The 26,474-nt window shown below is 44.1% G+C and carries 20 protein-coding genes; 10 read left to right on the top strand and 10 right to left on the bottom strand.

The window, feature by feature from the left end; genetic code table 11:
- Positions 1–16: 16 nt before the first annotated feature.
- Both IDJ75_RS15770 and IDJ75_RS15765 read right to left on the bottom strand, forming a co-directional pair.
- The gene (locus tag IDJ75_RS15770; RefSeq protein WP_317173784.1) at positions 17–3,388 is read right to left on the bottom strand and encodes a DEAD/DEAH box helicase; all 3,372 of its coding nucleotides are present in this window, start codon (positions 3,386–3,388) and stop codon (positions 17–19) included.
- A gap of 372 nt (positions 3,389–3,760) precedes the next feature.
- Entirely contained in the window at positions 3,761–5,650 is a 1,890-nt protein-coding gene (locus IDJ75_RS15765) for an AAA domain-containing protein (RefSeq protein ID WP_191176583.1), read from the bottom strand.
- 192 nt (positions 5,651–5,842) lie between these two features.
- Here IDJ75_RS15765 and IDJ75_RS15760 point away from each other — a divergent pair, with 192 nt between their 5' ends.
- Positions 5,843–7,024: a metallophosphoesterase gene (locus IDJ75_RS15760; protein WP_191176582.1), complete on the top strand. Its 1,182-nt coding sequence runs from the start codon at positions 5,843–5,845 to the stop codon at positions 7,022–7,024.
- An 82-nt stretch (positions 7,025–7,106) separates the two neighbouring features.
- On the opposite strand, the gene IDJ75_RS15755 is transcribed toward IDJ75_RS15760, so the two are convergent.
- The 8 genes from IDJ75_RS15755 to IDJ75_RS15720 all read right to left on the bottom strand — a co-directional run bounded on the left by IDJ75_RS15755 (position 7,107) and on the right by IDJ75_RS15720 (position 15,538).
- Positions 7,107–8,129: an LLM class flavin-dependent oxidoreductase gene (locus tag IDJ75_RS15755; RefSeq protein WP_191176581.1), complete on the bottom strand. Its 1,023-nt coding sequence runs from the start codon at positions 8,127–8,129 to the stop codon at positions 7,107–7,109.
- A gap of 228 nt (positions 8,130–8,357) precedes the next feature.
- Entirely contained in the window at positions 8,358–8,993 is a 636-nt protein-coding gene (locus IDJ75_RS15750; protein ID WP_191176580.1) for a Crp/Fnr family transcriptional regulator, read from the bottom strand.
- Between the two features lie 9 nt (positions 8,994–9,002).
- On the bottom strand, positions 9,003–9,311 hold the full coding sequence (locus IDJ75_RS15745; protein WP_191176579.1) for a rhodanese-like domain-containing protein: 309 nt from the start codon (positions 9,309–9,311) through the stop codon (positions 9,003–9,005).
- Positions 9,312–9,337: 26 nt separating this feature from the next.
- Positions 9,338–9,526, bottom strand: coding sequence for a YgaP family membrane protein (locus IDJ75_RS15740; protein ID WP_191176578.1), 189 nt, complete (start codon positions 9,524–9,526; stop codon positions 9,338–9,340).
- 16 nt (positions 9,527–9,542) lie between these two features.
- On the bottom strand, positions 9,543–9,848 hold the full coding sequence (locus IDJ75_RS15735; RefSeq protein WP_191176577.1) for a hypothetical protein: 306 nt from the start codon (positions 9,846–9,848) through the stop codon (positions 9,543–9,545).
- The gene (locus IDJ75_RS15730; RefSeq protein WP_191176576.1) at positions 9,845–13,069 is read right to left on the bottom strand and encodes an efflux RND transporter permease subunit; all 3,225 of its coding nucleotides are present in this window, start codon (positions 13,067–13,069) and stop codon (positions 9,845–9,847) included. Before IDJ75_RS15730 ends, IDJ75_RS15735 begins: the two co-directional genes overlap by 4 nt.
- A gap of 4 nt (positions 13,070–13,073) precedes the next feature.
- Entirely contained in the window at positions 13,074–14,180 is a 1,107-nt protein-coding gene (locus IDJ75_RS15725) for an efflux RND transporter periplasmic adaptor subunit (RefSeq protein ID WP_191176575.1), read from the bottom strand.
- Positions 14,181–14,191: 11 nt separating this feature from the next.
- The gene (locus tag IDJ75_RS15720; protein WP_191176574.1) at positions 14,192–15,538 is read right to left on the bottom strand and encodes a TolC family protein; all 1,347 of its coding nucleotides are present in this window, start codon (positions 15,536–15,538) and stop codon (positions 14,192–14,194) included.
- Positions 15,539–15,858: 320 nt separating this feature from the next.
- Here IDJ75_RS15720 and IDJ75_RS15715 point away from each other — a divergent pair, with 320 nt between their 5' ends.
- From IDJ75_RS15715 to IDJ75_RS15675, 9 genes are all read left to right on the top strand, one after another.
- On the top strand, positions 15,859–16,239 hold the full coding sequence (locus tag IDJ75_RS15715) for a hypothetical protein (protein ID WP_191176573.1): 381 nt from the start codon (positions 15,859–15,861) through the stop codon (positions 16,237–16,239).
- Between the two features lie 22 nt (positions 16,240–16,261).
- Entirely contained in the window at positions 16,262–18,361 is a 2,100-nt protein-coding gene (gene pta / locus IDJ75_RS15710; RefSeq protein WP_191176572.1) for a phosphate acetyltransferase, read from the top strand.
- Between the two features lie 15 nt (positions 18,362–18,376).
- Positions 18,377–19,582 (top strand): acetate/propionate family kinase, encoded by a 1,206-nt coding sequence (locus IDJ75_RS15705; RefSeq protein WP_191176571.1) that lies wholly within the window; start codon positions 18,377–18,379, stop codon positions 19,580–19,582.
- A 302-nt stretch (positions 19,583–19,884) separates the two neighbouring features.
- Positions 19,885–21,132 (top strand): cation:proton antiporter, encoded by a 1,248-nt coding sequence (locus IDJ75_RS15700; protein WP_191176570.1) that lies wholly within the window; start codon positions 19,885–19,887, stop codon positions 21,130–21,132.
- Between the two features lie 4 nt (positions 21,133–21,136).
- Complete coding sequence (locus IDJ75_RS15695) at positions 21,137–22,459, top strand: TIGR00341 family protein (RefSeq protein WP_191176569.1); 1,323 nt, start codon at positions 21,137–21,139, stop codon at positions 22,457–22,459.
- An 8-nt stretch (positions 22,460–22,467) separates the two neighbouring features.
- Complete coding sequence (locus IDJ75_RS15690) at positions 22,468–24,213, top strand: APC family permease (protein WP_191176568.1); 1,746 nt, start codon at positions 22,468–22,470, stop codon at positions 24,211–24,213.
- Positions 24,214–24,496: 283 nt separating this feature from the next.
- Positions 24,497–25,417, top strand: a complete 921-nt coding sequence (locus tag IDJ75_RS15685; RefSeq protein ID WP_191176567.1) for a universal stress protein — start codon at positions 24,497–24,499, stop codon at positions 25,415–25,417.
- Between the two features lie 95 nt (positions 25,418–25,512).
- The gene (locus IDJ75_RS15680) at positions 25,513–25,893 is read left to right on the top strand and encodes a DUF2147 domain-containing protein (RefSeq protein ID WP_191176566.1); all 381 of its coding nucleotides are present in this window, start codon (positions 25,513–25,515) and stop codon (positions 25,891–25,893) included.
- A gap of 85 nt (positions 25,894–25,978) precedes the next feature.
- Positions 25,979–26,374, top strand: a complete 396-nt coding sequence (locus IDJ75_RS15675) for a hypothetical protein (protein ID WP_191176565.1) — start codon at positions 25,979–25,981, stop codon at positions 26,372–26,374.
- The last annotated feature ends 100 nt before the right edge of the window (positions 26,375–26,474 follow it).

Here is a 26,474-nt window from a genome sequence, read left to right as displayed (position 1 = left end):
TAAGGCGATATGGCTATTAACTACGCAGCAAATCAAGTATGTCCGTTTTTGAAAGTGATTTCAGAAATGAAGTATCTGTTTTAATAAGGTCGTTAACAAGCTTTTGCTTGGATTCCTGCATCTCCATTATTTTTTCCTCAACCGTATTTGGGCATACCAGCCTTACGGCTACCACGTTATTCTTTTGGCCAATACGGTGCGATCGGTCTATCGCCTGGTTTTCTACAGCGGGGTTCCACCATGGGTCTACCAGGTAAACATAATCGGCCTCGGTTAGGTTAAGACCAACGCCGCCAGCTTTTAGGCTAATAAGGAATACGCGTATCTCGGGGTTGTTTTGAAAACCGTTTACTATAGCCTCTCGGTTTCGGCTGCTTCCAGTTAACCAACTGAACCCGATACCACGCGCTATCAGTTCTTTTTTGATCAGTTCCAGCATGGTCACAAACTGCGAAAAAACCAGTATTTTATGCTGTGGCGATCTACCTTCTATCTGCTCCATTAGCATCGATATCTTAGCCGATTCATCGCCCGGTGGCTTTTCTCCTTTAAGTAACATGGGCGAATCACAGATTTGACGCAGGCGGGTAAGGCCCTTCAAAACATTCATCGGGCTGCGTTTCAATACATCATCTGTAGTGGCAGAGATATATTCCCTAAACTCTTTTTCGTAAGCATTGTATATACCACGCTGCTGCGGCTGTAATTCGCAATATAATACCATCTCGGTTTTTTCAGGCAGTTCTTCGGCTACCTGTTGTTTACTACGCCGTAAAATAAATGGCTTTATTTTGGCCCGGAGTTCTGCAGCACGTTTGTTGTTCTTAAACTTGTCAATAGGTACGGCATAAATGTCCCTAAAGTACTGCTTTGTGCCCAGCAAACCGGGGCAAGCGAATGAAAGCTGGCCGTATAAATCGAATGTGTTATTTTCTATAGGTGTCCCCGTAATGGCAATTCGGTTGCGTGCTTTCAACAATCTAACAGCCTTATATCGTTGCGAATCGGGATTTTTAATAGCCTGTGATTCATCCAAAAAAATATAATTAAACAGATAGCTCTTTAAAAAATTCACATCTGTAAGCAATGTACCATAGGATGTTAATATCACCTCGAATGTATCAAACTCATGAGTATCCCTGATACGGTCGGCGCCATAAATAGTATGGATACGGATGGACGGTGCAAACTTCTTCAGCTCCATTTGCCAGTTAAATATTAAGGAGGTGGGCACAATCAGCAAATTGGTGTTATGCTTTACCTTGTCCCTTTGCGATAGTATAAATGCAATAATTTGTAGGGTTTTTCCAAGCCCCATATCATCTGCCAAACAGCCGCCAAAATTTAGGTCGTCTAAAAAATTGAGCCAATTTAGGCCTTGTTGTTGGTAATGGCGTAGAGTGCCCTTAAAATCAGGTGATAGAGCCACATCTTTAAGCGATTCAAAATCCAATACTTTTAGCTGCAAATTCCGGATATCTATTTTGGCCTCCTCATCCAGCATCGCATCGTCAAAAAGCTCGGCTACAGTCTGAAAGTTAGTTTTGGGTATAAGCAGCATATCATCCACTATGTCACCCGAATTAAAATATTCGGCAAATTTTTCAATCCATTCTGCAGGCAAAATCCCCAAGGTGCCATCGTCAAGCTGCACATATTTACTTTTATTGCGTACGGCTTTATTCACCTGTTTTAAGGCTGCGCGTTTACGCCCAAAGCGTACGTTTACCTCTGTGTTGAACCAGTTAATGCCGCTTAATACCCTTATAGTAATATTCACCTTATTTGGATTTAGTTTATTCCCCTCTAACTCGTTAAATCCTAATACGGTGATATTATTGGCCATCCAATCCTCAAACACATTCAAAAACCAATCTTCCTGTAAAAAGTATTTTTTATGCAGATAAAAGTAAGGCAGGTCGTCGCCTTCCAGTTGCTCCGGAAACCAGGGATGCTGCTTAATGAGCAGGGCAATAAATGCCAGTTCGGCTTTATCATTTCGTTCAACTAAAAACTCTTTGCCCCTCGCATCCTTACCATATATCATCCGTTTGGTGCGTACCGGGATCTCGGCCTCCCCGTAACGCATTACAGGCAACAACATTACATGGCTGCCAAAATCCGACAGGTAAATGATTTGCTCTGTTTGTTTTGTAAAACCCTGCTGTTGCAACTGAACAGGTGTAGCAGGTTTAACGTGCTTATACGCAACCAGTATATTGTCTTCAAGTTTAGATAAAAACCCGGTCTTAAACTCCGTGAATTTAGATTGGTGTATCAATAAGTTATCCGGTCGTTTCTTTAGCAGGTCTATCAATGCCAATACCTGCAGATTATCTACCAGATAAAGGATATTATTCAGCAATACAAAGTAATTGAACCGCAGGTCAATATCTTTAAGCAGATATTCTGTATGGCCAATTTTTACCGAACCCAACACCTCAAAAAAATGGCCTTTGGTATTTACTGTTAACTTCACATCGTGCGGAAACAAAGCTATTTTAACAGGCACTACAGATGTTGCTGTAATGTTTTCTGATAGTGCATTATCATGGTAATAAAAGGGATAACCGGGTGTATTTTTTGCAATGGCCCGCAATGCTAATATATCTTCCCCGGTACGTTTGGAGTTGAGGTGGTTTTGAAATTTGTTGATGCCCGTATAAAACTTCAGCCGGTTATTGTCCTCCGTTTCCCAGATCAGATCTAAGGGGTTTACCGGCGCCATTGGATTTTTGATCTTGCCTTCTTTTGTAGTTTGGGCATAGTATAGTTCGATGAAAAGGTACTGGTAATATTTATGCTGTTTAATAACCACACAAACTGTTCGTTCATCATCCTCAACGCGGTGACGAACGGTTGGTATGATCAAATCACTCAAACCAGATAAGCTTTCTTTTGTAACCGGCATTAACGATGTGCTTACCGGGCTAACGCTAACAATTTTATGCTGGTAATCCAGTTTAAAATAACGGTCAAGGTCGGGGTCATTTTCCAGCCCGTAATCATAAGCCGACCGTTTCAGCTTTTGGTGGCGAAGCTTTTTATTAAAGAAGATCCCCAGCTCATCCCGGCGGGTAATAGCACCCAATACAAGCGCCTGGTGCTCACATAGTTTTCCCGGCAGGCTATCGCAATTACAGGTGAGCAGGAACCCATCAGCTTGCTGCATAACACCCACAGGCGGGAATGTACCGTTACCCTGGTTGATAAATACCCCCTCATTAACCGCAATATGCTTTGGGGCAACATCCTTGTACTGGCCGGCATCAGGGTAAGCGCCTGAAGCGGAATTATTGGCAATAACAACCTCGGTAACATCCTGTAAGGAGATATCCCTCAAAATAAAAACATGGCCGGTTATATGGTTATCCTGTACGTTACTCACCCCAATTTTGCTAATGCCGAAGGCGCTAAATATCCTAAGAATAAAGGATAAAGTTTAATTAACTTATAAACACACCAAAGCAAACGCAACTATTTTTTGAGTTTTACAAAATATTTTACAACGCGTTCTGTTCCATTTTTTAAATGGGACATATGGCACAAACAAAACACCGGTAATATAGCGGTAAAAAACGCTTTTTAATCGCCTTTTTACGGCCCTGGAACGCCCTTTTTAGGAACTATAAAAGCAGAAATAGAATAAATTGCTATTAAAATAATACCTGATTTAAGATAGTTACTTTTTTAAGGCCTGCCCCATATTTTCTACTAATGGAACAAAAACGGAGCAGGCCTTTTTGGATCATCGTACCGATTAACTGATGTAATCCCAGGCGCTTTGGTAACCGCCAATTTGCTCGGTATAACTCATCATATCCGCATAAAACGGCAAACGGGTAATGGTTGCGCTATCACCTATGATCACCAGCTTTTTGCGTGCCCGGGTCATGGCTACATTCATCCGTCGGGTATCGGCCAGGAAACCGATAACACCATCTGGGTTACTGCGCGTCATGCTGATGTATACCACATCCCGCTCCTGCCCCTGAAAACTATCGATGGTGTTAATAGAGATCCTATCAACATAGGGCAATAACGCGGATGCTGCAAACAACTCTTTCAGTACCCTTATCTGGCTTTTGTAAGGCGATATAACAGCAACAGTAGGGAAAGGCGTGCCTTTAGCTTCAATAGTATCGGCCAGTTGCTGCAAATGCTTCAACAGGAATACCGCTTCTTCGGGGTTTACAGAACTTGTGCCGTCCGGCTTTTCATCAAAGCCACACCCGGCAGTATCTACCAAACTCATTGGCTCATCACCATCAAAAAGTAACTGTTTGGCTACAGAAGCATTTGCCTTTAGGCGGTCGCCATAAAACTCTTTTGATGAGAAACCCATAATGGCCTCATTCATACGGTATTGTTCATCCAGTAAAGTAACCGCGTTGGGGTGCAGTACGGCGCATTTTTCAAGCAGTGTGGTACTAAACCCGTTGTTAGCGGCTTTAACCGATTTTATGGTTGGCGGTAGCTGGAAGTGGTCGCCCGCCATAACAAGCTTTTGTGCTTTTAATATGGGGATCCAGCAGGCGGGTTCAAGCGCCTGGCCGGCTTCGTCTATAACAACGGTGTTAAACTTTAAGTCGCGTATGGTATAGTGGTTACTGCCTACCAATGTTGCCGTAATTACTTGTGCCTTAGATACCAGGTCATCTATAATAAACTGTTCTATCTTGCCCACATCTTTAATCATACGGTGCGCTTCATCAAACAAAGCTTTGCGCTGGTCGCGTTCGGCTTTACCAAAGCTGCGTTTGTATTTGTGCGCCATATCTTTATACCCTGCAGCCTGCTTTTTTAGCTGTTTAATATCTTTTGTATAAGCATGCGCGGCCATCTTGCTATCCAGCGTAAGCGCGGTCAGCTTTTCTGATACCTTTGATGGGTTACCCACCCGAAGCACATTCAGGCCTTCATTCGCCAGTTTTTCGCTCAACAGATCAACCGCAGTATTACTCGGCGCTACAACCAGTACCTGTTTGCCATCCTGTTTAATGAGGCGTTTAATAGCCTGCACAATGGTAGTAGTTTTACCCGTGCCCGGGGGGCCGTGTACAATGGCCACATCCTGTGCGGCCAATACCTTTTGCGCAGCCGAATATTGAGATAGGTTTAGTCCTTCAATCGGGGCCTCGTATATTTCGTTGAAAGAGGGTTCTGCCTGCCCCGTTAAAACACGGATAAGTTTACCCTCAGGTTTATCTGCTAATGCCGAAGCCTGTTTAAGCGCGTTCTGCATTTCATCGTAGCTGTTATTATCAAAAAGCAATTCGATACCCAATTTGCCATTGCGCGACCAGTCTGGCAGTTCATCGGTAAACAGGGTTATTTTAAGGCGGTCGGCGCTGGCGTAGGCAATAGTTCCTTCCACGCGATCTGTACCGGCATCGTGGTTAGAGAACAGCACCGCCGGCGCGCCAAACTTAAACTGATGCGATATATCTTTATTTGTAGTGCGCTCAATTTCAACCGTCAGGTAATCGCCGCGGCTTGGCTCTGAACCGCGGATGGCAATTGGGTACCAGGTTATCCCTGCCGCTCTCCTATCGGTAACTGATGTTGTTTGTGTAAGTTTTAAGTACGATTCCCTGTCTTCGTCGCGCTCGGTTTTAAGCAGCGAGAGTAGGTTTTTAAAATAATCCATCGTTGCAAAGGTAAAGCAAATGTGCCGCTAAGCCCAATAGGTAGTAAGGGTTTTAGTAACCAGCGCGCTTTAAAAACACTAAGCGGGTAACCGGCTCTAATATTTATCTATGCACATCCATTTAACTACACTGTTTTTACATTTCTATTATTTATTTTTAAAATGTTTTGCGCCCATAGTCGTCTTTATCTTATGGCAAAACGATTTCCACTAATATTGATCATTTGGTTATTGACCGATATTTACTTTTTTCAAGCTGTTAAAACGCTCACCGCAAATCCAATCATTCATGTTGCTTATCGCCTCATCGACTTCGTACTCATCGCAGGCATGGTTGCTATTATATTTGTACGGCGCAGCGGGAAAACCGCCCAACTGCTAATTACCATGTTAATGGCATTTATGCTGCTAACCTTTGTACCCCGGCTGTTCTCATTACCAGTGTTACTCGCTGAGGACATCACCCGCCTTTTCCGCGACTTTCCGCAACGCGCAATTTGGGTAAGCGAATTAACTGTAGCACTTGCCGCCGTTATATTTTTTGTGGTTTTATTCGGCATTACCCGCGGCCGGCACTTTTACCGTGTACGGCGCGAAACATTATATTTCCCTGACCTGCCGGAGGCTTTTGATGGCTTTAGCGTTACCCAACTCTCGGATATCCATTCGGGCAGTTTCACCAGCGATAGCGGTGTACAAAAGGGGCTCGACCTGGTGAACGCCCAGGCCAGCGACGTTATTCTTTTCACAGGCGATCTGGTCAATAATAAAGCTTCGGAGATGGATCGCTGGATCCCGGCATTCTCTAAACTCCAGGCTGCATACGGCAAGTTCTCTGTATTGGGCAACCATGATTACGGCGACTATGTACGCTGGGAAAGTGAAACTGCAAAGCAGCATAACCTTGTTCGTTTAAAGCAGGTACATGGTGATATTGGTTTTAAGTTATTGCTAAACGAATCGGTAAGTGTTAACAAAGACGGGCAATCTATCACCCTGATCGGTGTGGAGAACTGGGGCAAAGGCGGTTTCCACAAATATGGCGACCTGGAAAAGGCGGCAAACGGTATTGCTGACGGAAGTTTTAATATCCTGATGTCACATGACCCATCGCATTGGGATGCGGTAACACTGGGGCATCACAAACATATCCATTTAACGTTTGCAGGGCACACACACGGTATGCAGTTCGGCATTGAGCTTTTTAAATTTAAATGGAGCCCAATTAAATATGTTTACAAGCAGTGGGCCGGGCTTTATGAACAAGCCGGAAAATACTTGTACGTAAACCGCGGATTTGGTTTTCTGGGCCTTAAAGGCCGTATAGGCATGTGGCCGGAAGTTGCCGTTATCACCCTTAAAAAGGCTTACTAAATAAAACAGCCGGGAGATTTCCCGGCTGTTTTTAAGATATCTTACACCTTTTATTTCCGAAGAAAAAGAAACCTGCCGCTATTTAGCGCCAACCCAGTGCAGGGGCAATGTGTTCTAAAATGGCAGAGATTACATGAACATTGTAATCAACGCCCAAAGTGTTCGGTATGGTTAAAAGCAATGTATCTGCTTCTTGTATTGCTTCGTCACCGGCTAATTCTTTGATGAGCTTATCGGGTTCGGCTGCATAGCTTTTTCCGAAAACCGCCCGTTTATCAGCTTCTATGTAACCAAAGCTATCAGATGCTTTTCCTTGCTGCCCAAAGTAATATCTGTCCTGTTCTGTCACCAGGGCAAAAATGGAGCGGCTTACCGAAACCCTTGGTTCGCGCCCGTGCCCTGTTTTTTTCCAGGCTTCTTTATACAATCTTATTTGTTCGGCCTGCTGGATATGAAAAGGTTTGCCGCTTTCATCGAACTTTAAGGTTGAGCTTTGCAGGTTCATACCGTTTTCGGCTGCCCAAACCGCGGTAGCGTTAGAGGCAGCGCCCCACCAGATGCGTTCGCGCAACCCGTCTGAATGCGGCTCAAGGCGTAACAGGCCTGGCGGATTCGGAAACATTGGATGTGGATTAGGTTGGGCAAAACCTACACCTTTTAATTTATCCAAAAAATCCATAGCCTTTTGTCGCCCCATATCGGCATCGGTTTCACCTTCAGCAGGTTCATAACCAAAATAACGCCAGCCCTCAATAACTTGCTCTGGCGAACCCCGGCTGATACCTAATTGTAACCGCCCACCGGATAGCAGGTCAGCAGCGCCGGCATCTTCTACCATGTAGAGGGGGTTTTCATAGCGCATATCAATTACTCCGGTCCCAATCTCTATTTTGCTTGTTTTAGCACCAATGGCCGAAAGCAAGGGAAATGGGGAAGCTAACTGGCGCGCAAAATGATGGACCCTGAAATAGGCACCATCCAAACCAATTTCTTCTGCAGCTACAGCCAGATCAATAGACTGTAGTAAAGTATCACCTGCAGTACGGGTTTTATAGGCGGGATGGTCTGACCAATGCCCAAATGATAAAAATCCTATCTTCTTCATCCTTAGCTTGATTATTTACCGGCAAAAATAAGCATCAATCCTGTCCGCAGGGGTCACGGCTTAGTAATAATGATAAGCAGCTATCAGATCAATTTATTAAAAAAAGGTTTTACGGGGATGCCTCACTACTTTATGAATAAAGTAGTGAATATCAACACTTTTTAAATTAATCATTATAACAGTCAATTAGTTAGCGTACCACAGGGAACCAACCTATTTTACACAGCTTTAGAGGTCAAAATTATTCAGCAGCTTGATCTCATTGCGGTATAACAGAATTTTACCGTTATTTTCCAATATTTTAAGCAGACGGGAAATAACCACTCTGGAGGTGGCCAGTTCATCAGCGATCTGGTAATGGGAAGCTTTGATCACACTGGAACCGGACAATCTTTTCTTTTCTTTGAGGTATGCGATCAGCCGGTCATCCAATTTATGAAAAGCAATGCTTTCTATGGATTTCAACATCTCGGAGAAACGCTCGTTAAAGCTCCGCATAATGTAGTTTTTCCAGCTGGGATATTTGCATAACCATTCATCCAGCTTGCTATGGGGTATCGCAATAATGGTGAGGTTGCCTTCTGCAATAGCTTTCACTTCGCTTTTCTTTTCCTCCAGGCAACAGCTGTAAGCCATGGAACAGGTTTCGCTGCTTGACAAGTAATAAAGCAATATTTCGTTGCCGTTATCATCCTTTTTCAAAACCTTTAGCGTACCCTGAACAACGAGCGGCATCATCCTGATATATTTGCCGTAGTCCATTACCAGTTCGCCGTCTTTAAAAGAACGCAGTTCGCCGAATTCCTCAATTTCCTGCATGAGGGCCGGTTCAAATGCAAAGGCTAAATTAACAGGTTCATCCATGCAGCTAAGTTAACAGTATTGGGCCACATTATTCCAGCTTCCACCGTTCACTACATTCGTAAAGCCGTTCTTTTCCAATATTGTTTTAGCCTGCCCGCTCCTGCCACCGCTCTGGCAGCACACAACAATGCTTTTTTTGTTTTTAAACTTAGGCAGTTGTAATGCTAACTGATCCAGCGGGATGTTGATAGCACCTTTAGCGTGCCCACCGGCAAATTCGCCTGCTGTGCGTACGTCAACTATAAATGCACCTCCTTTTATCAAAGGTTCCAACCCAACATCGGGCGTACCTCCAAATAGTTGTTTAAATATATTCATGATCTTATAATTTAATTTTTAATCCATCAATTTTTTATACCCGCCGCCTTTAAGATCAGTTCCAGCGGGCAAAATTTTGTAAATGCAGATTGCAGCAAATTAGCCCCTACAAATAAACCCAACCATAGCCAGTTGATATTTACGGTGTAAGCCAGCGCTATGCTTGTTAACACAATGGTGCCGGCAACGGCACGTACAATTCGTTCTTTCATCATTATTTGTTTTTTAAGTTTATACAGCCCTCTCTACCGGCATAATAAATGCCCGGATGGGAAAATCCCCCTTAAGCTTTTCGTTATAAATTTTAATCAGTTCAAGGCCTTTCCCGGCATTTGCTGCTGCGGTAAAAGTGAAGATCATCATTGAATCTGCATTTTCGCCACCACTGGCAAACCACTCCTCAAGCAGGTTACCTGTGGTAATATCCCGGTGCCCGGTGATCTCATTAGTACTGAAAACATCGATATTTGATTGTTTAAAGATCCGGGCAACGTCTTTTAAATATTCTTTCAGGCAGGTTACGATCAATATTTTCATAATTCTGTTTTTTTAGGGTTAAGGTGTGTTTTACGCATCATTTTAAAGTACAGCAGCGGTACCACAATCAGCGTTAAAAAAGTGGAGGTAACCGTACCGCCCATCAGCGAGATGGCCAGCCCCTGAAAGATCGGGTCAAACAAGATGATCACTGCGCCTAAAGCCACAGCACCGGCGGTCAATAATATCGGCGTGGTACGTACGGCACCGGCTTCAATAATCGCCTGTTTAAGCGGGATGCCCTCATCCAGCCTGATATTGATAAAGTCGATAAGCAATATCGAATTACGCACCATCACCCCGGCCAGCGCTATAAAACCGATCATGGAGGTCGCGGTAAAATAAGCATGCAGCATCCAGTGGCCTAAAACAATGCCGATGAGGGATAATGGTATTGCAGCCAGCATCACCAGTGGCACGGTAAAATTCTGGAACCAGCCTACGATGAGGATATAGATCATGATGATCACTACCGCGAATGCGATCCCAAGGTCGCGGAACACCTCGAATGTGATCTGCCATTCACCGTCCCATTTCAGGCTGTAATTATCTTCCAATTCAGGCTGATGAGTGTATTCCTCTTTCAGCGAGAAACCTTTGGGGATGCTTACCGTTTTTAAATGCTCGGAAACGTCTGAGATCGCATAAGAAGGGCTTTCCAGGTTGCCCGCCATATCGCCCAGCACATAAACCACTTCTTTCTGGTTTTTGCGGTAGATGCTTTTGGGCCTCATCTGCCGGGTTACGGTAACCAGGTCTTTTACCGGCACGGTATTACCCTGCATCCCTATCAGCTTTAAATTCAGCACATCGTCCATACTGCTTTTATCTGCATCGCTCAATTGCAGTTTAATGGCAGTTTGGTTATAGGCGGCTGGCCGGGCAATGTTGCCCACCGGCATACCAGATAAACCCGCATTAACAGTTGCGGCGACCTGCGCAGTAGCAATACCATAACGCATCGCTTTTTCTTTGTTAACTTCAATGTGATACTCGGGTTGGTCATCTTCTACCATCCAGTCCACATCTACTACATTAGATGTTTTGTTCATGAGGTTTTTCACCTGCTTGGCTACCTTGATCTGCTCGTTATAGTCGGGGCCATAAATTTCAGCCACTAAGGTTGACAGTACAGGAGGGCCGGGCGGAACTTCCACTATCTTGACGTTAGCACGGTATTTTGCAGCAATGGCTTGTATGGGGCCGCGCATTTCTTTGGCAATGCCGTGGCTCTGAATGCTGCGATCTTTTTTATCCACCAGGTTAACCTGGATGTCGGCTACATTGTCTCCTTTTCTAAGATCGTAATGACGCACCAACCCGTTGAAGCTAATTGGCGCTGAAGTGCCGATATAAGTTTCGTAATTCCTGACGAGTGATTGCCCGGAAACATAGGAGCCGATGTCTTTGGCTACTGCCTGTGTTTTCTCCAGCGTAGTGCCTTCCGGCATATCAATTACCACCTGAAACTCATTCTTATTATCAAAGGGCAGCATTTTAACCGCAACCGCTTTGGTGTAGAACATTGATAATGATGCAAACAGGATTACTACGATGCTCAGGATAAATGTCCAGCGTTTCCAGCGGGTTTCAAGTAATGGCTGGATGGAAGACCGGTATATTTTATAAATGCGGGTTTCTTCAAGCAATTTGGGTTTGCTTTCTTCGGGTGCGGTACCATCATTTTGTTTTCCGCGCAGAAAAATGTAACCCAGGTATGGGGTTAAAGTGAGCGCAACAATCAGCGATAAGATCATGGCGATAGAAGCACCGATAGGCATTGGGCTCATGTAAGGCCCCATCATACCGGATACAAAAGCCATTGGCAATACCGCAGCGATCACCGTAAACGTAGCCAAAATTGTAGGATTCCCTACCTCATTGATAGCATATATCGCAGCCTGTAAAGGCGGCAGCTTCTTCATTTTAAAGTGCCGGTGCATGTTCTCCGCTATGATGATAGAATCATCAACTACTATACCCGTAATAAACACCAGCGCGAACAGCGTAATGCGGTTTAGTGTGTAATGCATAAAGTAGTACGCAAACAGCGTAAGCGCAAAGGTTACCGGCACAGACAGAAATACCACCAAGCCACCGCGCCAGCCCATGGCCAGCATTACAAATACCGTTACCACCACAATTGCGATAAACAGGTGGAGCAGTAGTTCACCTACCTTGTCTGATGCACTTTCGCCATAGTTACGGGTAACGGTTAAATGCACATCATTAGGCAATAAACTGGTTTTTAAGTGCTCTACTTTACCCAGAATCTGTTCTGAAAGTTTCATTGCGTCCGCACCTTTCTTTTTGGCTACAGAAAGGGTGATGGCCGGGTAATTGGATCTGAACACAGCTGCATTTTTAGTATCGGCTTTGCCATAGCCAAAAAGCACATATTGGCTGGGGGTTTCGGCACCTTCGTCCACTTTGGCTATCTGCTTCAGGTAAACCGGCTGCTGCTGGTCAATTCCCACTACCAAATTACCAACATCATCTGATGAAGTGAGGAAATTTCCGGTTTCTACAGAAAATGCGGTATCCTTCCGGAGCAATGTGCCGGCAGGCAATTGCATGTTGCTGCCTTGTATTTGTTTGCTTAATGATAAAAAGTCAACATGGCTTTCGGCCATTTTATTTTTATCCAGCAATACTTTTACCTCCCGGTTGCGGCCACCAATGATGTTGACATCTGATACATCGTTTATTTTTTTGATCTCATTCGCCAGTTCCTGGCCCATCTGCTTCAGCTGGTAATCGTCGTACTTATCGCTCCAAAGGGTCAGGCCTAACACCGGCACATCATCAATTGCCCTGGTCTTGATCAATGGTATCGTAACACCCTGCGGCATTTTATCCATATTCTTCATCAGCTCGCTGTACAGCTTTACTAACGAACGTTCTACGTCTTCGCCCACGTTAAACTGAACGATCACCATCGCTTGCCCCTGTAACGAAGTAGAATACACGTATTCAACCCCCTTTATATTTGAGATCATTTTTTCAATTGGTGCGGCAACTTTGGTTTCCACATCTTTTGGGGATGCGCCGGGGTATCCGATAAATATATCGGCCATTGGCACTTGTATCTGTGGTTCCTCCTCACGCGGGATCAGGAACGTACTATAACCACCGATGAGTAAAAAGGCAAGCATCAACAGTATTGTTAATTTCGACTGTATAAATGCCTTCGCTATATTTCCTGCAAATCCTTCTTTCATGTCTTTATTTAATTTTAACGGGGGCACCGTTATATAATCTACCATCTGCGCTAACAATAAATTGTTCATTTGCTGCCAGCCCGCTTAATACTTCCACCTGGTTCCCTTGTATTCTGCCCAGCCTTACCCAACGGAGCAAGGCGGAATGGCTACTGCCAATGGTATATAAACCGGTCAACTGGTCTTTATATTGAATAGCAGCTACCGGCACCATTACCTGTGTACCGGCTGTAGCTTTGATGGCCGTTGCTACCGGGATACTTACATTGGCATACATACCGGCAAACAGCCCTTTCTTTTCATTATCCGGGATATCTATTTTGATGAGGAATTGCCCGCCGCTGTTTGCAGAAGACTGGCTGACCTGTGCTATTTTGCCATTGATAATTTTATGAACAGCATCGATATTTACCGTTACCAATGCACCTTGCTTTACCAGGCCGATCTCGCTTTCCGGTACCGACGCACTTACCTGGTAGCTGCCGGTCTGTTCAATGGTAAGCAGCGGCATTCCGGGATTGGCCATACTGCCGGCATCCATCATTTTCTGAGTAACCGTTCCGTTAAAAGGCGCGGTTAGGTTGGTATAGTTCAACATTGCGTTTACTTCGTTACGTTGCTGCTTAGCGGCTTCCAGGCCTGATCGGGCCGATTGGTATTGCAGCGCGATGTTGTCCAGTTCTTTGGCAGAGGCGCTTTGCTGTTTATATAGCGTCGTAAAACGGTCGTAGTCTTTTTGCGCATTTTTAAAAGCGGCATCAGCTTGCGCTATCATGGCGTTTGTCTGTGCCCGCTTGGCCAGTATGTCATCGTTGCTGATGGTTGCCAATAGTTGACCCTTATTTACCGGGTCGCCTACCTTAACATAGATTTTAGTGATATAACCCATTACCCGGGTGCTGATGTTGGCTGTTTGACCGGCTTCTACCCGGCCGCTCACCGTTAATCTCTGTTGGGCATCCGCGGCAGGCAGGCTAACCGTAACTAATATTGCGGTATCGGCACTGCTGCGTGTTTCCTTTTTAACATTGGATGAGCAGGAACTAATGGCCAGCGCCACTATAGCGGTGAGTAGTTTTAAAACCCGGTTCCTGTTAATATATTTTTTCATGTTCAGATGGTTTATTTGGTGGTGGTAGTAGAGGTTAATAGCTCAATGTAGGCACGAGTTACCCTGGCCGTAAACTGCGCCTGGGCAAGCGAAAATTTTAATTGGGACAACTGGGTATTTGCAGTCAGCACATCAGTAGTATTGACCAGTCCTTGCTGATAGCGGTTCTGCAATATCCTCAATGCTTCGGCCGACTGATCGATGGCTGCCTGGTCCCGGACGATTTCAAAACGGGCATCAGACAGGTCCCGGCAGGCTTTATCCAGTTCCAACTGGCTTTGGTCTTTTTGCTGGGCTAATTGCATGGCCAGTTTCTGCCGTTCCAGTTTCTGCGCTGAAATCACGTGTTTGGTTTTATTGCCGTTAAACAGGTTCCATGATAACCGGATCCCAACCAAATAAGCGTTGGCACCGAAACCGGTTAGGCGGCTGTCATTATACTGGTAATTGCCAAAGGCGTTTAGTTTAGGGAGGTAGCTCATCTGGCTGGATTTGATCATCAGGTCCGATGCATCTATAGCCTTTTGCATCGCCATAAAGTCTGACCGGTTCGCAAATACTTTTTGGGTGCTATCGGTAACGGGCAAGCTGGATTGCGGCTCATCACCGGTCATATAGATTGTGCCCATGGGCTGCCCCATCAACAAACTCAGGTAATCTGACGCATTACGGATGTTGCTCTGGGCTTTGGCAAGGTTACTTTGTACTGAAGTAACATGCACCTGCGCGTTCAGCAGGTCCGACTTCTGGATCAAACCCTGCTTAAAATGATCATTAGTGTATTTATACACCAACTTTGCGGTTTGGTAAGCCTCTGTCAAAACCTTAACAGCTTGGTAGGTTTGCTGCAATTGGAGGTAAGCTTTGGTAGTTTCAAAAGTCATATACTCCCGGGTACGCTGAGCTTTATATTCGTAAACTTCAGTTTGTTTTTGGGCTCCTTTACGCATGTACAACATATCTACATTGAGCAAAGGCTGTTTCAACTCAAGTTGAGCCATGTAATCGGGTGTTGCCGACGGGTGATTTAACAAAGCGGGGTTAAAGTCATTTTGAGTAATGCTGCCCTGCTGTAGTTTAAAACCGAAGGCATTGAGTGGATTATTGGTGCTCATAGCTGTGTAAGACAGATCGGCCTGAGGCAGGAAGATAGCCTCGGTTTGCCGGTAATTTGCCGCAGCGATGTTTCTATCCAGCCCGGCCTGTTGAATATTGCTGTTATTGGCTAAGGTAGCTGTTATAGCTTCGCTCAGGCTTATGTTTTTGGCATTTTGCTGCGCCAGTGCTGCCGAAAACAAACCAGTATTAGCGAGTGCCGCCAATACCAGTAGTTTTAAAAAATGCTTGGTGCTGTTCATTTACTTTTTATTTGAAACAAAAGTAGTTTCAGCAAAAAAGTTAAACGGTAACATTTGTTACTTACGGCGCTTACGGCCGGATTCCCTTGCTTACATTTAATAAACAGAAAGAAAAGTAAATGAAATACTTTAGATCATTCCTCTTTCATTAACTGCATCTTCTTCATTCCTAAAAACGTGGTGAGAGCCACCAAACGCCCCTGGATCCGGCATGCTTATTTAACAGGTACAATGTGTGACCATACTCATTTTTATAGATGACGGCTATCGTTAAATCAGTAGTTGCCAAACCCGACATTTGTGGTATTAAAATCAAGAAGATGAATACCGAAATAAAGGATGAAGTACTGGCAGTAGAGTTACAGGAACTTTATTTAACCGCCAAGCAATGGTTGAGTGACCTCGACTTTCTGGAAAGTGAAGAACGGTTTCTGCGCAACCAATTGGCTTTATCAGCCTCCGGAAATATTTTAAACAACCTAACCGCCCGCCTGAATGAGGTGGGGTCGGCCCGACAAAAGCTGAACGACTCAACCCACGAATTTTTAAACAAATTGGAAGGTTTAATCGTTCTATCTGAAATTGTGATCACCCTTCAATTGGTTGAAGAATTTATTAGCTTGCAAACAGCTGTTGCGGGCGCTCTAAACACATTAAAATCTATAAAATACGGGCTGATCTATAATAAATGGGCGGCCTGACAAAAAAACAAGTACACCAATTTTGACAAAAAGTATTTTTATCGCCTCTGCCGAGCCATATAGTGGCAAATCTATTATCGCCCTTGGGCTTGTGAATATGCTGCTTGGGAGAGCACAAAAGATCAGCTATTTAAAACCCGTTATCAATGCCGGCCCGGAGGGCCAGAAAGACAGTCATATAGAAACAGTCATCAGCCATTTCCAATTGCAGCAAACTTATGCAGATGCCTGCGTATTTACCCGGCAGGAAGCATTAGACCTGGTGAAGGAACAGCGTAACGGAGAAATGCTTGATACCATTATCAGCCGTTTTAAAGCGATGGAAACCTCCTCAGACTTTACCATCGTGGAAGGCAGCGATTTCGCCGGCCAGGCAACTGCTTTTGAATTTGAAACGAACAAGCTTATCGCTAAAAACCTTAATGCACCCGTCATACTGCTGGTTTCGGGTCATCACAAATCAATAGCTGATATTTTGCAGGAAGCGCTTAATTTCTGGCAGGCCTACCAGGGCCAGGATATTAAGGTAGTTGCCGTGATCGTTAACCGGGTACAACCCGAACATGCCGATGATATTCGTGTATTACTTGCGTCGCAGCTTCCGGAGACGGTTCTGGCATCGGTCATCCCAAGTGATAAAGCCCTTGAGAGCCCTACGGTAGGCGAAATATTTGAACAATTACAGGGCAAAATACTGTTCGGCGAGGATTTACTTGAAGGCCCGGTAGATAATTTTGTGACCGGGGCGATGCAGGTACCTAATTTCTTGAATTACTTGAAAGAAAACGTACTGATAGTAACTCCTGGCGACCGGGGCGATATTGTTATTTGCTCCCTTCAGGCAAACCTATCTTCCAGTTACCCCAGGGTAGCCGGCATAGTATTGACCGCAGCCACCGCGCCAGACCCGCCCGTGATGCATTTGATAGAAGGTTTGCAACATATTGTGCCGATCATGACGGTGGATACAGGCACTTTTGAAACCACAAATAAAGTTGCTGCGGTGCGTTCGCGAATACGGCCCGGTCAGCATAAAAAGATACAGCTTGCCATCGACACCTTTAACCGCTATATTGACCTTGATGTACTGAATAAAAAAATCGTAACCTTTCATTCGGATGCCATGACGCCGCACATGTTTCAGTATCAACTGGCACAGTGGGCTAAGCGCCAGAAAAAGACAATCGTTTTGCCGGAAGGGAATGATGACCGTATCCTACAGGCAGCAGCACGACTTATCGCACAGCAACTGGTCAATCTGATATTACTTGGAGACCCTGTAGAGATTGCAGCATCTGTCAAACGGCTGGGCATTGATCTGAATCTTCGGCAGATCAGGATCGTAGATCCGGCCAACGCCCCACAATATGAGGAGTATGTGCGTACGCTATATGAATTACGCAAGAACAAAAACGTAACCTTAGAAATGGCGCGCGACCTGATGACAGATGTATCCTATTTCGGTACTATGATGGTTTATAAAGGCGAGGCGAATGGCATGGTATCAGGTGCTGTGCACACCACCCAGCATACCATTCGCCCGGCCTTGCAATTTATCAAGACACGGCCTGGTATATCTACCGTATCTTCGGTTTTCTTTATGTGCCTTTCAGACCGGGTATCGGTATTCGGCGATTGCGCGGTAAATCCTGATCCTACCTCCGAGGAATTGGCAGAGATCGCCATTTCTTCTGCCGATAATAGTAAACGTTTCGGCATCGAGCCGCGTGTCGCCATGCTTTCTTACTCTTCCGGCACATCCGGCACCGGCGCAGACGTCGACAAGGTACGCAAGGCAACACTAATCGTTCAGGAAAAACGGCCGGATATCAAAATCGAAGGGCCAATACAGTATGATGCCGCCGTTGATCCCCTGGTTGGAAGGCAAAAACTGCCAGGCTCCACCGTGGCCGGGCAGGCGAGTGTGCTGATATTCCCCGACTTGAATACCGGTAACAATACTTATAAGGCAGTACAGCGTGAGACCGGTGCGCTGGCTATTGGCCCAATGTTACAAGGACTCAACAAACCGGTAAATGATCTCAGCCGCGGCTGCACCGTAGACGATGTTTTCAACACCGTGATCATAACCGCTATACAGGCACAAGACGCAGTCCTTTAAATTCAACTTATAACGATGTATACACTGGTAATTAATTCGGGCAGCAGCTCTATCAAATATCAACTTTTTCCCGTTGACTCGGACGAAGCTCTCTGCAGCGGTCTTATCGAGCGCATCGGACAACAAACAAGTCAGATCACGCACAAGTTGCTGGCTGAAGGCCGGCAACAGACGATCCGGCTTGATGAGCCGGTTCCCGACCATGCCGCAGGCATGACCGCACTTACCGCGCTGCTCACCCGCCCGGATATTGCCGTAATCAAAAACCAGGGCGATATTGCTATTGTAGGCCACCGTGTAGTACATGGAGGGGAAACGCTTACTGCTACAACGGTCATCACCCCAGAGGTTAAAGAAAAGATCATTGCCCTGTACGATCTGGCACCGCTGCACAACCCGGGCCACGTTAAAGGCATTGAAGTTGCCGAGGCCCTGTTCCCCCGGGCGCTGCAGGTGGTAGTGTTTGATACCGCTTTTCACCAAACGCTGCCTGCAGAGGCTTATCGCTACGCTATCCCTGAACATTTCTACACGGAGGACGCGATACGGGTTTATGGTTTCCATGGCATCAGTCATGAATTTGTTTCGCGCGAGGCCGCCGCTTACCTCGGCAAACCGGACGCAAAACTGATCACGATTCATTTGGGTAACGGTTGCAGCATGGCGGCCGTACATGGTGGCCGCTGTATAGACACAAGTATGGGCATGACACCGTTAGACGGTTTGGTTATGGGCACCCGTTGCGGTACTATTGACCCCTCTGTATTGCTATATCTGAGCGAGCAGAAGGGCTACACCAGTGCTCAAATCTCTGACCTGTTAAACAGGCAAAGCGGTATGAAAGGATTAAGCGGGCATAGTGATATGCGTGACGTGAGCGAGCTGTATGCTGCCGGCGATACCGCAGCAAAGCTGGCCTATAGACTTTATACTTACCGCATTAAAAAATTTATCGGCGCATACGCAGCCGCTTTAAACGGTTTGGATGCAATAGTTTTTACGGCTGGTATAGGCGAGAATGATGCACTTACCCGCGAGCTGGTTTGCAGGGAAATGGATTTCCTTGGGATAAGCCTTGATAGTTATGAGAATGCGAAACACAAAATCGGGGTGCGTGATTTGAGTACTGGTGCTGCACGGACACGCGTATTAGTTGTTCCAACAAATGAAGAATTAGCCATAGCCCGGAAATGCCGCGAACTATTCGGGCACCCACACTAAGCAGTTTTTACTTAAATAAATATATTATAAACTGCAGACTTTAGATATAAGTGTATTAAAATGTACATGGGTAGGTACTGCTTTCCCCGTGTCATAGTCGACTTCCGAAAAAGCTTCTGTTGCCCCGCCCTATCATCACGTCAGGAAATATTGAAGTTTATGAGATTCATGGTTGGCGTCGTTCAAAGATCCCCCCATGTACAGGAAGTATTTTGATGATTAGCGTGATAATTCTGGTGCTGATCCGAAAAAAGAAAGTTAATTTATTAGTTTAGTATAATTACATTAATGCCTTTGACTAAATGAATACCCAGGAAATTATATCGATCACCATAGTTTTAGCCGCTCTGTTCGCCTATATTAATCACCGGTTAATCAAATGGCCACCAACTATTGGTATTATGGCTTTGTCACTGATATGCTCTGTGGTCCTGGTAACCTTAGGTAATTCAAAATCGCTGTTATCTGAAAAAGCTGTACAGTTAGCCAACTCGGTCGATTTTCAGGATGTGCTTATGAATTTTATGCTGAGTTTCCTTCTTTTTGCCGGAGCCATCCATATTGATGCCGCTAAATTAAAGGCAGAACGATGGCCGGTTTTATTGTTGGCTACTATCGGTATCCTGGTTTCCACATTTCTCGTGGGGGGCATGACCTGGTTATTATTTGGCTTTTTCGGTATGCCTATCCCATTTATTTACTGCCTGCTGTTTGGCTCGCTTATTTCACCAACAGATCCCATTGCCGTGATGGGGATCTTAAAACAGGCTAAAATACCCGAATCACTGGAAGTGAAGATCGCCGGGGAGTCTTTGTTCAACGACGGCGTGGCTGTAGTGATATTTATTAGTATCGCTCAAATTGCCCGATCGTCAGACGGAGCGTTTTCCCTTACAGAAATTGGCAAGCTTTTTTTTCAGGAAGCTGTAGGGGGGCTGGCTTTCGGAGCAGTTCTGGGTTACCTGGGTTTCCTGGCCCTCCGATCTATAGACGAATATAAGGTGGAAGTTTTAATTACGCTTGCTATTGTAATGGGAGGTTATACGCTGGCCTCCCACCTGCACGTTTCCGGGCCATTGGCAATGGTTGTGGCGGGCATTGTAACCGGGAATAAAGCTAAGAGCGAAGGTATGTCTGATGAAACCCGTGATTACCTTGGTAAGTTCTGGCATTTGGTTGATGAGATATTGAACGCCGTCCTATTCCTGTTTATCGGCCTGGAAATGCTCATCATCAAAATCAATTCAACCGTCATGATCATCGGCGCAATTTCTATCCTTATCGTGTTATTGGCCCGGTGGATATCCGTCATATTTCCAGTGATGTTATTGCGTTATAAGATCAAATTTGAAAACAATGCCATCGCCATTCTGACTTGGGGGGGCTTGCGGGGCGGTATATCTGTTGCATTGGCCCTATCGCTAAGTGCTGGCATGCACAGGGATGAATTTGTACTCATTACTTATATCGTCGTAGTCTTCTCGATATTGGTTCAAGGTTTAACCATCGGTAAACTTGCACAAAAATTGCAGGTAAAATCTCAAAAGTAAATTTATGAGCGACCTGTTTCGTCAAATTCGTTATCTGCTTACTCATCGTTTTAATCTTCAGGAAGATAAAGCCGAAGAGTCGGATATTGTCAGTTCCATCCGAAAAAACGTTGATTTCAGGGGCGCAAATCTTTGGGCGCTGATCTTTGCCATTTTCATCGCCTCTATAGGCCTTAATGTTAATTCTACAGCTGTAATTATCGGTGCGATGCTTATTTCGCCAATTATGGGGCCGGTTATGGGTATCGGTTTAGGGATTGGCATTAATGATCTGGAACTGGTTAAAAAGGGAGGCAAAAACTTACTCGTTGCAACTATCATTGCGATCATAACATCTACAATATACTTTTCCATCACCCCTTTACATGAAGCCCAGTCTGAATTGCTGGCAAGAACATCACCATCAACCTGGGACGTTTTCATTGCCTTTTTTGGTGGCATGGCTGGTATGGTTGCTGCCTCGCGAAAAGAGAAAAATAATGTGATCCCGGGTGTTGCTATCGCTACGGCTTTGATGCCCCCCTTATGCACGGCAGGGTTTGGCTTGGCTATGGGAAAGTGGTATTTCTTTTTTGGTGCGATCTATCTTTATTTTATCAATAGCGTTTTTATTGCCATTGCTACATTTTTAATGGCCAGATACCTAAAAATGCACAAAAAGGTTTTTGAAACGCCTGGTGCTGAGAAAAAAGTAACGAGATACGTCATCCTGATTGTTGTTATTACAATAATTCCCAGCGTATATATGGCCTACCGTATTGTAAACAGAAGCATATTTGAAAGTAATGCACGGAAATTTGTTGAGGAACAATTCCATTTTGACAACACGCAGGTAGTTTCAAAATCTTTCAAGTATAGCAGCGATAAAAAAAGTATTGATTTGCTCTTGATCGGTAACATTCTCGATAAGCCGGTAATTGATTCATTGAAGCTCCATATGAATAAATACCGTTTGAATAATGTGACCCTAACCATCCGCCAGGGCTTGGATGCAAGGCATCAGTTAAATTTTTCACAAATTAAGGCAAGTATTTTAGAGGACGTTTTCAGCAGTCGTGCTGCTACCGACACCATTCGTGTGATGCCCAAAAAAAATGTTGCCATAGATAGTGTGGTGATTTTGGAAATGAAATTTCTTTATCCTACATTAAAAACTTTCGGCGTAAATAAAATAGCTATTCGCACGGCAGATTCACTTCGTGTTGATACGCAAAAAATTGCGATGGCCCGTTTCGGAAAACCATTACGCAAACCCGACGTTGTAAAATTACAGCAATGGTTGCAACAACGCTACCAGTCGCCATCACTTAAGTTGATCATCCAATAAAGCCAGTAATGAAAAAAGCCAATGTTGCCCATCCTAAATTAAATGAATTACAGGCAACATCCATCTGCGGCAATGACATTAGTTCGTCCTGTTTATATGTTTCGGCGTTAACTATTGCCTACGCCGGTCAGTATGCCTGGCTCTCTTTGCTGATCGTAGCATTGGTATTGTTCCTTTTCCGGAAAATATATGGAGAGGTTGTAGGAGCTTTGCCTTTAAACGGTGGCGCTTACAATGTGCTTCTTAACACCGCCTCAAAAAGAACAGCCTCCTTCGCAGCATGCCTTACTATACTTTCTTACATGGCAACAGCGGTTATTTCTGCCTATGAGGCCATGTTCTATTTTCATGGCATCGTTCATTCACTGCCTCTTATTCCAGCTACGATCATGATCCTGCTTATTTTTATGATGCTTGCCATTATCGGAATGGGCGAATCCGCTGTTGTGGCGGTCATTATCTTTATCACGCATTTGGCTTCATTAAGCCTGCTGGTTTTAACATGCTGCTGGTTCATTCTGAACAATGGCTTTGCGATTTTTCTGGCTAACTGGCACTTGCCAGTTAGCTCAGGCGGACTGGCGATGGCCCTTTTCCTGGGCTTTTCAGCAGCCATGCTGGGTATTTCGGGTTTTGAAAGCTCGGCAAACTTCGTGGAAGAACAAAAGGATGGCGTATTTCCAAAGACCCTCCGGAATATGTGGCGTGTAGTTAGTTTTTTTAACCCGGCTATTGCGCTCCTCGCCTTAAGTATCATTCCGATGGCTTCTATAAATAATCATCAGGAATCTTTACTATCGTTCATGGGGCAAATTGCAGGCGGAAGCTGGTTGAGTTATATCATTTCGATTGATGCCGTACTGGTATTGAGCGGCGCTGTATTAACTTCTTATGTAGGCGTGACCGGGCTGGCAGAGCGTATAACCCTGGACCGCATTTTACCCAACTTTTTTCTGGAAAAGAACCGCCGGGGAGTAAATTACCGCATCGTTATAGGTTTTTTTTCGCTGTGTGTTTCTATCTTATTAGTCACTAAAGGCAACCTGGCCAATCTCGCCGGTGTTTATACGTTCTCTTTTTTGCTGGTTATGGCACTTTTTGGAATAGGTAACTTATTGCTCAAAGCAAAAAGAAGTAAACTGCCAAGGGTAGAAAACGCGCCGGTAATTTCCGTTGTTATTGCCATTGTGTTCATAATAGCCGCTTTTTTAGGTAACATGAAACTTAATATCCTTTCGTTTTACGTATTTATTAAATACCTGATACCTGCTATGTTATTCATCATTATTATGCTGAACCGTGCCCGAATTATCCGTTATTTGATTTATTCTATCACCTATCTTAAAGAACCTTTGCGTAAGTTGATCCTAAGCAACGTCCGTTTGCACCGTGCCCTTGTAAAAATCAAGTCGCAGGAGTTGGTTTTTTTTACCCGCGGAGATAACGTATCTATTTTAAATAGGGTGATGATTTATGTTGAGGATAATGAACCAACCAAACGCCTTAAGATCGTTCACATCGCTAATGAGGACAGCAATAATGATAGCCTTAGAAAGGATATAGAGGTTTTGGACAGGGCTTATCCGGAGATCGACATTGATTTCGTAGAGATTGACGGCATCTTCGGTCCGGAGATCATCGATCAGCTATCCAAGAAATGGGATATTCCTAAAAATTTTATGTTTATCGGCGCTCCAAGTAACAAATTCCCATATCATGTTTCCGAACTTGGCGGTGTCAGGCTAATTATGTAATAGCACTTATAAGGGATATTAATAACGCATACCAACTAATTATTGACAAACTGTCCCATTGGGCAAAAGGCCTCGATAATGTGGAAGAAATCAATCTGCGTGATACCGTTATCCGGACTTATCAGGGCCAAAAGCAAATAAGGATATTATAAAGAAATATCTGAATTTATTGTTACTTTTCTGTATTTCATTTGCAGTTATGATGAAAAATTCGTATATTATCCTAAATCACCCTATTCTAACTTGGCCAATCGCCATTGTTAACCACTTAAATATGTTTATTATGAAAAACCAAATAAAGAATATTCTTATACCTGTTGACCTCACTGAAACTTCATTAAATGCTTTGAACACAGGCATTCAAATGGCAAAGCGGCACTTGGCGCAATTACATTTACTTTACGTACAGGATTTTATGGATCATTATCCTAAAATGGGACAGATGGTTACCCTTGAACCAATAATGGACGAGGTGTATCTAAAAGACAAAGTGCTTTTAGAAAAGATTGTTCAGACTGTATTTTGTACCCATCAGGTCAACTGCTCTCTGCAGATCACCTCAGGAAACCGGCCTATAATCATCTCCGACAAAGCAAGAGAATTAAATATCGACCTGATCATCATAGGCACTGATCCCAATATTGATAAAAAGTCTTACTTAAACGATAGTCTTCCCTATAAAGTTCTGCAACATGTGGACTGCCATGTGCTGACCGTCCCTGCAAGCAAAGAAGTTAACCGTTTCGAGCGGATCATTTTCCCGGTAACCAGCCAGGAAAACCCGGTAGAAAAGCTTAAGCTGTCCCAAAGCTTTATTGCCGGCAACAATGCCCGTGTATCCATAATAGGATTGGTCAAAACGCAGGATCTGACTTTCTTAAGTACGATCAGGAATGTTTCCGATCAAATAAAAAGAAGAGTAAGCCGCTTTGCAGAATCTGTGACGCGAAAATCTGTTTACACCTTGAATCCTGCTAAAGACCTGAAAAAAATATGCGAAGACGAGGATGCCCAACTAATAATAGTGCAAGGCAATACAAATAGGAATTTAAAGCAGTTTTTCTTTGGTAATTTCACCCAGCGGATGATTCGGAATGCAGAGGTCGCCGTACTGTTTATCAATAACCTTTCTGGAACGGACAGGCACAGAAATTTGGTAACTCAAACGCATGTCATTAAACTTTTAAGACATCAGGGAGTCTAACTTAGATGCATCTACTCCAAAAAAAAATCCCCTATATACTTTTTTTAATTTTACTGTTCCCCTTCCGCTCCGAAAGCTGTTTTGCACAGAACGTGGTGGCAAGAAACCGGATTTGCGGAAAATGGGAAAATGAGGCAAAAACGCTCCGCATTCAGATATCTACCCAGGGTAACGACTTTATCGCTAAAATTATCTGGTTCAGCGATACCGAAGGGAAACCTATGAATTACTGGAAGGACAAACGTAATCCTAACCCCAAATTGCGGAACCGTACGATTTTGGGTATGAGTATTTTAAGAGATCTTAAATATAATGATAAAAAAGGCACTTGGGAGGATGGGATCGTTTATGATTCCAGGCATGGTAAAGAATGGAATGCCTCGGCTAATATCAATAAAAAAGGACAATTAAAAGTACGGGGGTACTGGCATTTCAAATGGATTGGTAAAAGTATGATCTTTAACAGATTAAAATAATTCTATCAAAAAGCACCTTTCGCAAAAGGTAATAGGCATACAAATTCCACCCTCTTTTGCATTTTTATTATATTTGCAATAGACCATGGTGAAAAAATATAGTTTAATATTTCTTTCTGCATTGATTATAAATGCTGTAGCATTTTTTAACGTGGCCTATTTGCCTTGCCAGGTTAACCATGTCCACGTCAATTCGAAAGCGCATTATTTTAAGCCAAACACCCTGGTTGACCTTTTAGGGCAATTTATTCTGAAGCATACCGGCCAGCATGACGAAAAAGACAGTTATCAAATAAAATTTAAAAAGCGTTATTTAGTCTGTCGTTCGTCCGGATACAATTTGGAATTACCTCACAGCGAAAGATTTCCCTTTCCTGATTATGGTGGTATTAATAATGCAGTAAAAGACAGGCCTATTCCAATCTTGCAGAATTTTGTTTCACTACACTCCAAATTCCTGTTTAGGCTGAGCCCATTTTGAGTATTTCGTTAATATAACAGGTCTTTTTTATAAAACTGCTTAACCGGGGTATAACAATAATTGCTTATGCCAACGCCTGGTCATATAAATTAATATCATT

Source organism: Mucilaginibacter rigui, assembly GCF_014773275.1.
Taxonomy (GTDB): Bacteria; Bacteroidota; Bacteroidia; order Sphingobacteriales; family Sphingobacteriaceae; genus Mucilaginibacter; species Mucilaginibacter rigui_A.
Note: the sequence above shows the minus strand (reverse complement) of the source record. Positions and strands in the feature narration are given on the sequence as shown.